General features: G+C 38.8%; 11 protein-coding genes. 8 read left to right on the top strand and 3 right to left on the bottom strand.

What is annotated here, in order from left to right; genetic code table 11:
• Positions 1 to 31: 31 nt before the first annotated feature.
• The 7 genes from hppD (at position 32) to B3297_RS16525 (ending at position 8781) form a co-directional block, all read left to right on the top strand.
• Positions 32 to 1159 carry a 4-hydroxyphenylpyruvate dioxygenase gene (gene hppD, locus B3297_RS16555; protein ID WP_115047871.1) on the top strand — a complete coding sequence of 376 codons (1128 nt, stop codon included), beginning with the start codon at positions 32 to 34 and terminating at the stop codon, positions 1157 to 1159.
• Positions 1131 to 2417, top strand: a complete 1287-nt coding sequence (locus B3297_RS16550) for a Glu/Leu/Phe/Val dehydrogenase dimerization domain-containing protein (RefSeq protein ID WP_236560153.1) — start codon at positions 1131 to 1133, stop codon at positions 2415 to 2417. Before hppD ends, B3297_RS16550 begins: the two co-directional genes overlap by 29 nt.
• A gap of 818 nt (positions 2418 to 3235) precedes the next feature.
• Positions 3236 to 4015, top strand: coding sequence for an N-formylglutamate amidohydrolase (locus B3297_RS16545; protein ID WP_286779162.1), 780 nt, complete (start codon positions 3236 to 3238; stop codon positions 4013 to 4015).
• The gene (locus tag B3297_RS16540; RefSeq protein WP_070569297.1) at positions 4005 to 5837 is read left to right on the top strand and encodes a flavohemoglobin expression-modulating QEGLA motif protein; all 1833 of its coding nucleotides are present in this window, start codon (positions 4005 to 4007) and stop codon (positions 5835 to 5837) included. Before B3297_RS16545 ends, B3297_RS16540 begins: the two co-directional genes overlap by 11 nt.
• A 13-nt stretch (positions 5838 to 5850) precedes the next feature.
• Positions 5851 to 6855, top strand: a complete 1005-nt coding sequence (locus B3297_RS16535) for a glutathione synthetase (protein WP_075991800.1) — start codon at positions 5851 to 5853, stop codon at positions 6853 to 6855.
• Between the two features lie 132 nt (positions 6856 to 6987).
• Positions 6988 to 7971, top strand: a complete 984-nt coding sequence (locus B3297_RS16530) for a lipoate--protein ligase (RefSeq protein ID WP_115047876.1) — start codon at positions 6988 to 6990, stop codon at positions 7969 to 7971.
• A 42-nt stretch (positions 7972 to 8013) separates the two neighbouring features.
• Positions 8014 to 8781 carry a methyltransferase domain-containing protein gene (locus B3297_RS16525; protein ID WP_115047878.1) on the top strand — a complete coding sequence of 256 codons (768 nt, stop codon included), beginning with the start codon at positions 8014 to 8016 and terminating at the stop codon, positions 8779 to 8781.
• 1 nt (position 8782) lies between these two features.
• On the opposite strand, the gene ybaK is transcribed toward B3297_RS16525, so the two are convergent.
• Both ybaK and B3297_RS16515 read right to left on the bottom strand, forming a co-directional pair.
• The gene (ybaK, locus tag B3297_RS16520) at positions 8783 to 9259 is read right to left on the bottom strand and encodes a Cys-tRNA(Pro) deacylase (RefSeq protein WP_286710308.1); all 477 of its coding nucleotides are present in this window, start codon (positions 9257 to 9259) and stop codon (positions 8783 to 8785) included.
• A 3-nt stretch (positions 9260 to 9262) separates the two neighbouring features.
• Positions 9263 to 10924 carry a DNA polymerase/3'-5' exonuclease PolX gene (locus tag B3297_RS16515; protein WP_115047882.1) on the bottom strand — a complete coding sequence of 554 codons (1662 nt, stop codon included), beginning with the start codon at positions 10922 to 10924 and terminating at the stop codon, positions 9263 to 9265.
• 261 nt (positions 10925 to 11185) lie between these two features.
• On the opposite strand from B3297_RS16515, the gene B3297_RS16510 reads away from it, so the two are divergent.
• A complete protein-coding gene (locus tag B3297_RS16510) occupies positions 11186 to 12310 on the top strand; it encodes a lipid II:glycine glycyltransferase FemX (protein WP_286710309.1) in 1125 nt (374 codons plus the stop codon).
• 3 nt (positions 12311 to 12313) lie between these two features.
• On the opposite strand, the gene B3297_RS16505 is transcribed toward B3297_RS16510, so the two are convergent.
• A complete protein-coding gene (locus tag B3297_RS16505) occupies positions 12314 to 13516 on the bottom strand; it encodes a hypothetical protein (protein WP_236586181.1) in 1203 nt (400 codons plus the stop codon).
• Positions 13517 to 13840 lie beyond the last annotated feature (324 nt).

Raw genomic sequence — 13840 nt, 5'->3', positions numbered from 1 at the left:
GAAAAATAAAAGAATAACCTTTATATAAATTATGGCAAATACATTTGCAGAAAAGATTGCCCAAGCGCAAGATTTTCTACCTATTAATGGCACAGATTATATTGAATTTTATGTTGGCAATGCCAAACAGGCCGCACATTATTACAAAACAGCTTTTGGTTTCCAGTCGGATGCGTATGCCGGACCGGAGACAGGCGTTCGAGACCGTGTATCCTACGTGTTAAAACAAAATAAAATACGTTTAGTGCTTACCACAGCGTTGAAATCTGAACATCCTATAACAGAACATGTTAAAAAACATGGTGATGGTGTCAAAATATTGGCGCTTTGGGTAGATGATGCGCGAAAATCATTCGAAGAAACAACAAATAGAGGGGCGAAAGTCTATCAGGAACCACAACTTCTGAAGGATGAAAATGGAGAAGTTTGGACAGCAGGTATTTATACCTATGGCGAAACGGTCCACATGTTTGTTGAACGCCGCAATTATTCTGGTCCGTTTATGCCGGGATATGAAAAATGGGAAAGCGATTACAATCCAACGGAGACTGGACTGCTTTATGTTGATCATTGTGTAGGTAATGTTGGTTGGAATAAGATGAATGAAACCGTAAAATGGTATCAGGATGTGATGGGGTTTGTCAATATTTTATCTTTTGATGATAAGCAAATTAATACAGAATATTCGGCTTTGATGAGTAAAGTGATGAGCAATGGAAATGGTTTTGTTAAGTTTCCAATTAATGAGCCTGCCGAAGGAAAGAAAAAATCGCAGATAGAAGAATACCTTGAATTTTATGAGGGTGAAGGTGTTCAGCATGCGGCTCTAGCAACCAAAGATATTGTGGCCACCGTGCGGGAACTTAAAGCAAGGGGGGTAGAATTTTTGGGTGCTCCTCCCGAAGCATATTACGATATGTTGCCCGAACGAGTTGGAAAAATTGATGAAGAGATACGGATCATCCAAGAACTGGGTATTCTAGTTGATCGTGATGAAGAAGGTTATTTGCTGCAAATTTTTACAAAACCGGTAGAGGATCGACCAACTTTATTTTATGAGATCATCCAACGTAAGGGGGCACAAAGTTTTGGAGCAGGAAATTTTAAGGCTCTTTTTGAAGCAATAGAACGTGAACAGGAACGCCGAGGGAACTTATAGGAGTATGGAAGGGATGAAGGAATTATTGCGGGCTTTTGAGCACAAAAGTCCGGAAATTGTTTTCGAATGGAAAGATAGTGAAACTGATGCCAGGGGATGGATTGTTATCAATTCCTTACGTGGAGGTGCAGCTGGCGGGGGGACCCGAATGCGGGCTGGATTGGATAGGCATGAGGTAGAATCTTTGGCAAAAACAATGGAGGTCAAATTTACGGTATCGGGCCCTGCAATAGGAGGCGCGAAATCTGGAATTGATTTCGACCCACTTGACCCAAGGAAAAATGAAGTCTTAGAACGTTGGTTTAAGGTTGTCACACCGCTATTGAAAAACTATTATGGGACAGGTGGAGATTTGAATATTGATGAAATTCATGATGTAATACCGTTGACGGAAGAATATGGACTATGGCATCCGCAAGAAGGCATTTTGAATGGTCACTTTAAGGTGAATGAAAGCAATCGTATTCATCAAATTGGACAATTGCGTTATGGGGTTTCCAAAGTATTGGAAGATAGCTCCTACAGCCCGGATCTGAAGCGCAAGTACAAAGTGGCAGATATGATCACGGGATATGGCGTGTCAGAGTCAATTCGTCATTATTATGAACTTTTTGGCGAAAATTGCTTTGGAAAGCGAGCGGTAATTCAAGGTTGGGGTAATGTTGCTGCCGCAGCGGCATTTTATCTGTCTAAACTTGGTGTAAAAATAGTTGGTATAATTGATCGAGTCGGCGGACTGATCAATCCGGAAGGATTTGGAGAGGAAGATATTACCCGTTTGTTTTTAGAGCGCAAAGGCAATGAGCTTTGTTCTCCGGATCTGATTCCCTTTGATCAGATACAAAAAGAAATATGGAGCCTGGAAACGGATATTTTTGTGCCTGCTGCGGCCTCCCGCTTAGTGTCAAAAGATCAGATCCAACACATGATAAGTCATGGGCTTGAGGTGATCGCTTCAGGTGCCAATGTGCCATTTGCAGATCAAGAAATATTTTATGGGCCTGTTATGGAGTTCGCAGATCAGCATGTTGCGGTCATACCTGACTTTATTGCCAATTGTGGTATGGCGAGAGTATTTGCTTATTTAATGCAACCTAATATCGAAATTAGTGACGACGCAATTTTTTCGGATGTTTCCAGTGTGATTTTTGAAGCATTAAAGAAAATTAGGACCGTTTCCTCCAAAAAGACACATATATCATCGCGAGCATATGAAATTGCATTGAAACAGTTGGTGGAAACCATTAACGAATTATAAGAGGCTAAATTCTAATTTGCTTTTGCTATAACGCTATAAAAAAAACACTTGAAGCGGGGAACTTCAAGTGTTTTAACTAACCAATTATTAACCTAAATTTATGAATGCTTAAAACAGTGCAATACCTATGCCAAAACTTATTTTCTTAGCATGAACATATTGTCATTTTTTTGTTATTAAAATTTCTGTCTGAAATTTGTTTTTTTTGAAGTTTTGTTGAAAGATCAAAACGGGGGTAGACTAAAAACAAATTTCATCCTGTAGTTTTCAAATATTGGTCCTCTTGATGAAATTTTTTGTTTTTTATTTTCCTTAAAGTGCTGATAAACAAAAACTCCCGAAGCGGGGAGCAACAGGAGTTTTCCTAACCAATTATTAACCTAAATTTATGAAAAGTACCTATATAACGTAGTAAGTTCAAGAAATGTTTCAACTGATTGGAGTTTTTTTTACTTTTTAACATTTTTTGACTATTTGCTATTGATTTCCAATAAAATATACTACTATTTATTTTGTTTTCTTTTTAGGGTAAATAAAAAACCTGTTAGCGGGGACTAACAGGTTTTTTATAAACTAACTAAATTATTAACCTAAATTTATGAAACTACAAAATAATATTCAAGAAGGATGCCAATGTACTGAAACCGTTAGCTGTTTAACGATTTTTAACAGCCTCTTTTCGGATAAGAAGGGAGCCCCTAATTCTCAAGACAATCCAGTTAATTTTCAAACCTTTTGTTGCTCATAAGCGTTTATCTAAACAAAAAGGTCAGCAATCAATGCTGTCTATTTGTCGTAAACTGGTTAAAAAAAGGTACATGTCTTTAACATATCGCTATCAATTTGAAAATTACGATAGCCCATTTTGGGCTTTTGCCATTCATGACGGCCATCAGGTCGATGCGCATTTGATGCCCTACATAAATATTTCAGACGAGGAACGATTACGCGAGGAGGATCCTTATACGGCTATTTTGGCCGAATTACCCTGTAATCGATTTGTATCTGGAACTTCCAGGTTTCAACTGGATCTTAATCGAAAACGAGAAGATGCTATTTATCTTACACCCGAGCAATCTTGGGGGATGCGGGTATGGCGAACAGATCTACACAATGAACTAAAAGATCGGCTGTATGCAGCCTATGATGGTATATATGAGGAAATAAACCAAGCGATTCAGCGCACGATTGATCGTTATGGCTATTTTATCGTGTATGATATTCATAGTTATAATATGCGTCGCGGTGGGGCTGAAACCGGTTTGAACAATGCAGCCGACCCGCAGATCAATATTGGGACACAACATAATCACAAAAAATGGCGAACGCTGACTGATCAGGTTTTGGAAGCACTACAGACTGGAAAAGATGGACAAGTTTACGACGTACGTGAGAATGTCAAGTTTAAGGGCGGATTCCTTTCTGCGTATTTGAATGCTAAGTTTGGTGATAAAGGCTGTATTTTTTCTATCGAATTTCGGAAAGACTTTATGGACGAATGGACTGGGGAAGTATATCCGCAAAAGCTTCAGGAGTATAAACAACTTCTCTTGCACAGCATTGGAACACTGGAAAATTATTTTGCCTATGAAAGATAATGCGAAACAACTTGCTGGCATTTTAAAAATGATCAAAAATAAGGAGGTTTTCCACGTACAGATTCCGCCAAAAAACAAACTGGTATTTAATCAAGTTGTTCCTTATCTGTTTTTATACAGACAGTTTTTTAGTCAAGATCCTATGCTGGCAGAGTTGGTTAAATCAGAACCAGCTTATTTTAGGGTAAGAGATCCGCAGATGAATGTTTCTGAATGGATCGCTCCAATCCTTAATCAACTTGTCGAAGAGTTTGGTGCTTGTTTGATTATTGAAGCTTGGGCAGCAGATTCATCACAGGAGGAAGATATCCAAATTCATATTGCGCGGAAAAATGTACAGGCTATCGCTCAGTATCTAGGTAAGCAACTGACAACAGAAGAATCGATTTCCAAAGTGGAGATACTGACAGATTCCAAAACAAATGCAACGCAAAGTTTATCCCCTTCGAGTGTACAGTTGGATAATCTGAACACCAATATATTTTACATGGGGCTAGAGATAAAACCGAAATACCTTTTAGGCGTAGATCAGCAAATTTTACCGATCGATCTGCGTCATTTCCGTGAAGCCATATCCAGGAGTCTGTCGAAAACATTCTTTGAATTCATACGTATACACACCTTATCTAAACCTACGGCATTTAAAATAAGCCAGCCTAAAAAGATGCTTCCTTTAGCTTGGGAGATTGATCAGAAATTAGCACGGGAAAGTCAACGATTTGATTTTTTATTATTGGTTACACCGACAAATTCTTACGATGCCTGGCAGCAATTTAAAAAAGGGAATTACCGAAAAACTCCTGTTTTTCGATATAGGCCCATGCCTATTGATCCAGATATTATCAAGAGAAACCTCTATAACTTGCATATCGAAGATTTATTTGATCCTTCCATTGCTTATTTGTTTCGTGATAAACGCAAGGAGCTTGATCAGATGATGACCATGTTGAGCGAGCGGGGAAAAGAAGGATTTTTGTTGGGCAGTATGCAGGTTTTTGGTACTGTCAATGAAAAATTGCTGGAAAAGGCTCAGGCAATTTTGACCATTACGACAACGGATCGAGAAGTGAGAACGAAAGAAGAGGATATTGTCTATGCCGAAGAGTTTGCTAAGCTCGCCCAGGAAGAATTGGATTATCTCAAAAATCAAGATCCAAGCTTTGGTACCACAGTGAGGCTACGGGATGATATCTATGGTGTGATGGTAAATCAAGGGGTACTCAATATAAGTAAGCAGTATAGTTTGCCTAGGAATAGGGTAAAGGCATTGATCCAACATGAGGTCGGTACACATATTGTTACTTACTATAATGGGAAGCAACAGCCGTTCAGTCTCTTTAGATTAGGGGTTCCCGGTTATGAAAAACTTCAGGAAGGCCTCGCTGTACTTGCTGAATATTTGGTGGGGGGCCTGACAAATAATAGACTACGTATTCTGGCAGGCAGAGTTATCGCTGTCCATCATATGCAGCAGGGCAGTTCATTTATTGATACATTTTCAGTATTGGTAGACAAGTACCAATTTTTGACCGAAACAGCTTTTCAAATGGCGATGCGGGTCTATCGAAGTGGTGGGCTTACCAAAGATGCATTATACTTGAGTGGTTTAATCGAATTGACTAATTATATCAAGAGTGGGCGAGATCTATCCCTGTTGACGATGGGCAAAATCCGCGAAGATTATATACCAATCGTTGAAGAACTCATGTTAAAGGGCGTCTTGAAGGCTCCGCTCCTGACACCAAGGTATCTAATGGATCCATACAAGGATGCCTTATTACAGCTCAAAAAAAGTAATGGAATATTTCAAATGATTCAATAATCAGATATTTTATATGAAGATAGCATTCGTGATCAACCAAACCCATAAAGAAACTGCTCGTTTCACGACGACTGTTTTGGCATTGAAAGCCCATCAAATGGGACATGAAATTTATTATATTGGCTTGGCCGATTTCTACTATGAATCGGCCCATATTGCCGCCCATGTGCGAAAAGTACTCCCTGATCAGATGCTTACCTCAACCAATAGCCTCATGGAAGTATTGCGCGCAACAGAAAAAACGAAGATGATGTTGGAAGAAATGGATGTGGTCTGGCTACGATTTGATCCAGTCCTCGATATGGTTAGCCGACCTTGGGCTGCCGCTTCAGCCCTACAATTTGCCGCTCTCCTAAAAGAAAAAGGTGTATTGGTTATCAATGATCCCGATAGCCTTAGTCGGGCCAGTAATAAGTTGTATCTCGAGGGATTTGATGAATCTATTCGACCTAAAACAATTGTAACCCGAAACTATGCCGATGTCATTGAATTTTTTGAACAACAGAATAAGCTTATTATTTTGAAACCCTTGAAGGGGTCCGGCGGTAAAAACGTGTTTTTAATCAATAAGGATAATCAGCAAAACCTCAAGCAAACGGTAGAAGCTATTGCCCGAGATGGGTATGTAATTGGCCAGGAATATCTTCCGGAAGCTGCCCGCGGTGATATAAGATTCTTTTTACTAAATGGAGAGCCTATTTCGATCAATGGAAAATATGCTGCTGTTCATCGCGTGCAACAAGGGGATGAGATTCGGAGCAATGTGCATCAAGGTGCAAAGACCCAAGCAGCTATTATTTCACCGGAGTTATTGCTTATGGTCGATAAGATCCGGAATAAATTAGTTCAAGACGGAATGTATTTCGTTGGTTTGGATGTGGTAGGAGATCGTATTATGGAAATCAATGTATTTAGTCCGGGAGCATTATGCCAGACGGAAGAAATTGTAAAAGAGGATTTTTCGGCGCTTATTATTGAAAAATTAGCGGAAAAGGTTGCTTTCAGAAAACGAGGTTGATGACAGTTGTATCGATGAAAATTGATGTTGTTGAAATCGCTGCAGGAGTGCTAAGCTAATGATTTGCGGTAATTATGAATTTGAAATGAATTACAGGAATTAAATTCTTGTTATTTTTGAAAAAAGAAAAATATGCTGATTATCGATTCTCCATCCCGCAACGCCTATTTTAACATCGCTTCAGAGGAGTATTTATTGGGTAAATTTCCGGAAGAGGATATTTTTTTACTCTATGTAAATGACCCTTCAATTATCGTTGGTAAATTTCAGAATACCTTGGCCGAAATCAATCTTGATTATGTCAACGAGCATCAGATTAAGGTTGTGCGACGAATGTCTGGCGGTGGTGCTGTTTATCATGATGCTGGAAACTTAAATTTTTCTTTTCATGCCTTATTGGGAAATCATGATTTTATGGATTTTTCGACCTTTACCCAGCCGATTGTACATATTTTGAACAAATTGGATATCCCTGCAAAATTAGAAGGAAGAAATGACCTCCTGGTAGATGGGAAGAAGTTTAGTGGAAATGCCAAGCTTGCAAAAAATGGGAAGATGATTCAACATGGTACGATATTGATTGATTCGCAGATGCAGGTATTAAGCGATGCCTTAAAGGTCAATCCATTGAAGTTTGTAGATAAGGCGGTAAAATCGAATCGCGCACGTGTCACAAATTTAATTGAATATCTACCTGCTGGTTTTACGACTGGAGTTTTTAAGGAATTGCTGATTGAAGAAATAAAACGTGAGAATCCAGCAGCCAAAATGATTGAGTTTACCGCTTCGGATATTGAAAATATAGAAAAATTGGTCGAAGAGAAGTATGAAACATGGGATTGGAACTTCGGTTTTTCACCAAATTATAACTTTAAAAAAGCAATTAAGATCCCAGCAGGATTCATCGAGTTGCATTTGGATGTACATAAAGGATACATTGAAAGGGCTAAAATTTTCGGTGATTTTTTTGCATCCCGATCAATTCATGAACTTGAAAATTTATTGATTGGTGAAAAGCATGAAGTAGGAGAAATTGATAGCTTACTGAAATCAATTGATTTGACGGCGTATTTTGGTAAAGTTGAACCCGCAGAAATTCTTACCTTGTTTAAATAGAAAATGTAGTATTGCCCGATACGGGTGTTAATTAATAAATATATGCCTTGGAATCCAGTTGTATACAATCAATTTAAAGATATCCGTTTTAAACCGTTTTATGATTTATCTGAGCTAATTACTGCCGATAAAATGGAGCATGCAGTCGATTTAGGTTGCGGTACAGGTGAACAGACAGCTATCTTAAGCGAACAATTTTCTCAAGCGACCTTTCTTGGGGTAGATTCTTCTGCGGAAATGCTTTCTAAAAGTCATAAGTTGGAAACGGAACGTCTAAAATTTAGGCAAAGTTCCGTTGAGAACTTCATTGCAGAGCCAAAAACATGGGATCTTATATTCAGTAATGCTGCTTTACAATGGCTGGAAGATCATCAGGCTGTTTTCCCTCAAATTATTTCTAAGCTTAATGTTGGCGGGCAATTGGCGATACAAATGCCTTATCAGCCCGAAAATATACTAAATAAAATTTTATTCGAATTGGCGACGGAAGAACCCTATCGATCCTATTTAAGGGGCTGGAATAGGCCTTCTTCGGTATTGGATATTGATACTTATGCGCAATTGTTATTTGATAATGGCCTGGATCAATTAAACCTTTCTCTTCGTGTATATCCGCTCATTGCTGCTGATGCAGACATGCTTTACAATTTTATCGCTGGGTCTGCTTTGATTCCTTACATGGAACAATTGGAGGAAGATAAGAAGCCTATGTTTGTAACTGAATTTAAAACACGCATCAAAAAACATTTTACTAAATTTCCAGCGATCTATTCTTTCAAGCGCATTTTATTATATGGGCGTAAAGGGTAATTCACATATCGATCAGATCGGACCAATGGGCAGCTGTGATCGTAGCCAAGTCTGTTGGGGCTAAAATAATCTGAAGCCCCCTTTTTCCTGCGCTTACCGAAATCGCTGTCTCCAATTGTGCGGCCTCTTCAATAAAGGTTGGGAACTGTTTTTTCATGCCAATAGGTGAACAGCCACCACGAATATAGCCGGTCACCGTTAAAAGGTCTTTCATCGGGAGCATTTCGCAGTTTTTATTCCCAGAGGCCCTCGCTATTTTTTTTAGATCGAGCTGTGCATTTCCGGGAACTACGGCGACAATATAAGGATCTTTGTTGCCTTTTAAGACTAAGGTTTTATAAAGTGTTTCGGGTGATAAACCTAGGGTTTCGGCGACATGCGCAGCACTGACGTCCTGTTCGTCTACCTCATATGCTCTGAGTTCATACGTTATTTTTGCTGTGTCCAACAGCCGAACAGCATTTGTTTTACTCGACATACCCTAGCCTTGTTTTTTCTTATTAAAATAGGTCGTTATGGCATCTAGCGCGTATGCATTCAAACAGTTGCTTGCTTGCAGACCACCCTTTTGAGCCACCAATACACCATATTGCATATCATGCAATCCCTCTGTACGATGGGCATCGGGATTGATGGAAAGTAAAACTCCTTTCTCTACTGCATAACGGTGCCATCTCCAATCCAGATCTAATCGTAAAGGATTTGCATTTATCTCAATGACAACGCCATTTGCCGCACAAGCATCGATTACCCGTTTAAAATCTAAGGGATATCCGGCTCTACTTAATAATAGTCTTCCTGTTGGATGGCCTAAGATTGTTGTATACGGATTTTCGATCGCTTTGATTAGTCTTGTTGTGGCTTTGTCTTCGTCCATTTTCAGATTGGAGTGTACGGAGGCGACAACGAAGTCAAACTTAGCCAATACCTCATCGGGATAGTCTAATGAACCGTCACCTAGAATATCAGATTCAATTCCCCTGAAAATCTTGAATGGAGCCAATTTTTCGTTTAAGGTAGCAATCTCATTCCATTGTTGTTCCAATCGCTCAATGGAAAGGCCGTTGGCATAGACTGCAGTTCGCGAGTGATCGCATATACCCAAATATTCTAGCCCCAGGACATCTTTACAATGCACTGCCATTTGCTCGAGGCTATGTACGCCGTCACTATAGGTGGAGTGATTGTGGAGTGTTCCCCTGAGATCTTTGTATTGAATCAGCTTTGGCAGTGTATGAGTTTGGGCCTGCACTATTTCATTCAAGCCCTCTCGTAATTCGGGTTCAATATAATCTAAACCCAAGTTACGGTAAATGGCCTCTTCACTGGAAAGTGAAGGTAGATCCGGTAGAATATTAAATAGAAGATCGAGATGTGCAGTGGATCCGGTACTAAGAATCAGGTCGCGATAAAAATCATTGATATTACTACTGAATACTTTGAAAGTAAACCCCAATTCATCGGTCAGTTCTATGGAGTTTTCTGTTTTTTCCACTAAAGTAAATCCATCGAGGAATTTTTCGACGTTGTCTATACTTTCCGATATTAAAAGATCTACGGTACTCAAAACCTCGCATTTTCTTCTGAAATCTCCTGTAAATGACAGCAGCGAAGAAGGGAAATGCAATTTCAATTCGTTGAAAAATTTTTCTGCCAGTGGAAGTACTTTCGCATATAAAAACCATCCTTTGTTGGAAATAGAAAACTCAATGGATTTTTTGATGTCTTCCTGCGTTTTAAGACCAAACCCTTTTGCTTCTACGAGACGGTTTTCATTACAGGCGTAAAGTAATTCGCCGACACTTTCAATCTCGAGTTCTTTCCAGATAATTTGAATCTTTTTAGGGCCAAGGCCCTTAATATTTAACATTTCAATAATACCGGATGGTGTGTTTTCAATAAGATCCTCAAGCTCTTTGAAAGTTCCCGTAGCAGCGACTTCTTTGGCTTTTTCAGCAGTGCTTTTTCCTATTCCAGGTTGTGCACTCAATTCTTCAAGACTGGCCTCTTCAATACGGAAAGGTAGCTTGTCCAACTTAAAAGATGCACTTGCAATGGATTTTGTTCGAAAAGGATTTTCGTTGTGAAGCTCCATCAATTGGCTACATAATTTGAAAATTTTTGAGATCGCTTTATTGTCCATCGTATTTGAATTGTTAAGCTACAAATATCTTAAATTTTAGGTCAAAATAACAATTCAAACGCGGATATTATAGCGTTAAATAATGTAAAAAAGCGACTTTGAATGCCTGTTTTTCTCTATTTCTTGAAATTAACAACAAAGTGACAAATGCATGTGCGCTTAACCAAACATTTTGGCTATGTTTGCCGTTTTTGGGTGTTAAAATTGGAGTTATTTTGTGACTATCCTTTAAAAAACATCCCTATTCAATAGTAAATTAACATGATAGCAGACATTAGTGACAAAGAAATCAGTGGACTTTATAAAACAGGTATTATTCAACAAACGGCTTATTGGTCTGCAGTAAAAAAAATGCAAGGTATACAATCGAAGGCATTTAATTTTAAATCCAAACAATCCGATCTGTATGTCGGAGTCGACGACGATACCTATTTTATCGGTGATCTATTAATTATTATACAAGCCATAGATCAGGAACATAGCATAGCCTATGTACCTTATGGACCTGAGATTGAACCTTCAGATGAAAACCAGGGCTATTTTTTAGAACAGTTGTCGGAAAGTTTACGTTCCCATCTGCCACCAAATTGTATAATGATACGCTATGATTTATCTTGGGAATCACATTGGGCTAAAGAGGATGATTGTTACGATCTTCATGGTAACTGGCTAGGGGTGCCGGAGAAACGGATTCAGGAAATGCGCTTTAATTTTAACACAGAAAACTGGAACTTTCATAAAGCCAATACGGACATACTTCCTTCAAACACGATTTTTATGGATCTTAGAAAAGGGGAGGACATCTTGCTTGGAAATATGAAATCTAAGACACGGTATAATATCAATTTAGCAGAACGAAAAGGCGTACGTGTGCGTTCGCTGGGGCTTGAAAGTTTGGCGGTTTGGTATGAGCTTTATCGGCAGACAGCTCTTCGAAATAACTTTTTCTTACATGATATAAGCTATTTTAAGATCGTTCTTTCTGCAAGGGCAAGTGATACATTATCTCCCGCAGATGTCTATCTTTTAGTGGCTGAAGTGGATAACCAGCCTTTGGCCGCTATGTTTTTGGTGATTGCGGCAAATCGGGGGACTTATCTATATGGAGCTTCTGCTTCCGAAAATCGTAATTATATGGCGACCTATGCTTTGCAATGGCGTGCTATGCAGCTTGCGAAAGAAAAAGGTTGTACAGAATATGATTTTTTTGGGGTATCGCCACAGGCAGATCCTTCACATCCTTTATATGGGCTTTATCGTTTCAAAACAGGATTTGGTGGTGAAATCTACCACCGTATGGGCTGTTGGGATTATCCCTTGGACAATAGGAAATATCAGTATTATGCTTCAATGGAGTTTAAAAATCAGCGCTATCATTTGAGTTAGTAATTAAAATACCTCACCCAAGGTGAGTCTAACACCGCGGTGGTTCTTACTGATACCATAGTCGATGCCGATGTTGGTGCCCGAGTTTTTATTAAACTTAATTCGCGCACCTGCACCAGTGCCGACGTTCCAGTCCTCGAACATGGAATTCTTTGGTCCATTTAATGTCGTAAAATTCATAAATGCTACGAATCCAAATAAGCCGTTTTGAGTGATATCACGACGATATTCCGTTTCTAAGTAATAAAGTGATTTGCCACGAAAACGGCTGACTGGAAAGCCTCTTCCCGAACTATTGTATGGATCCCATCCCAAATTAGGAAGATCGAGATAGGGTGCTTTACTATTAAATACGGTCCAGAAGAAACTCCTTATGGCAATCATATTTTGTCGGTTTCGGTCTTGGGTGAGCCTATGGTATCGTCTAACTTCAAGAAATAGCGATTTCCAATTCTGATCACTACCTAAAAATGTCGGATTTATACGGAACTGTAAATTGGCATAGTTACCCGACCAAGTATTGATCGAATTGGCCCGTGTATCGTAAATTAAATTGAAGCTTACTCCCGAAGACATGGTATTGTCTTTTAAATCTGTTCCATAAGGGTAGGACGTGTAGTCTTCGAGCTTGGTGTTGCTCGTAGACTTAATATTCATTCTATAATCTAAATCATAACCGATTCCCATAAAAAGTCCCCCATGAATTCTTTTTAATGCGTGTTGGTATAAACGAAAGTAGGTGTAGTCTAAATTAATCTGCTGATCGCCATAATGCTCTTTGCCAATTCCCCAAGTTTCGTGCGGGTATTTTAGTAGTCGGATATCGCCATCGATCACCCATGTATTCTCTTTTAACCAGATGTAAGAACGTATTGGCAGACCAAATCGTTTACCAAAATTTGTGTAAGGGGTAAATGTCATCTTGGACATATAGGTATCGGAACGATCTCCTAAATAAAATCCTGCTGTGGTACTTGTAATTAAGGCGTGTCCTCCTCCGGGAACATTTGTCGAAAACGGTAAAAAGGAAAAATAGATTTTCTTTCCTGTACTATCGACTGTTTGGGGTGGCTTGATATGTAATATTTCTTTTCCAATATCAATCAGGTCCCGTTGTCTACTTGTATCGGCGAGATGTTTGGTGGTTTCTATTTCATTGACAGGACGTTGTGCATATACAGTGTCGCCAAGTACAAGTAAAACCATCAAAATAGAACATTTAATATAAAAAAAATATACGCTATCGTAGTGTGTCATGAAAGAATGCAATCTAGCAGGAAATAGACAGAATAACAATATTCAAACCAATAATTTATTTATTCTGTCACGTTTTGGCTATACAGCGAATTGATTGGAAATTTCATTCGCCTAGAAAAAAATAGCATTTACCGATTTTAATGTAATGTTAATCTAAATGTAATGAAATCAATATATGAGTTGTCTTAACTTTGAATCAGAAAATAAATAAAAAAAGTACGCAACAAATTTATAGAGTAAGCGACAGTAAAATAAGAAAATATACTAATACAT

The organism is Sphingobacterium sp. UBA3519 (genome assembly GCF_002377215.1).
GTDB lineage: Bacteria > Bacteroidota > Bacteroidia > Sphingobacteriales > Sphingobacteriaceae > Sphingobacterium > Sphingobacterium multivorum.
This window is presented reverse-complemented; position numbering and strand designations above follow the sequence as displayed.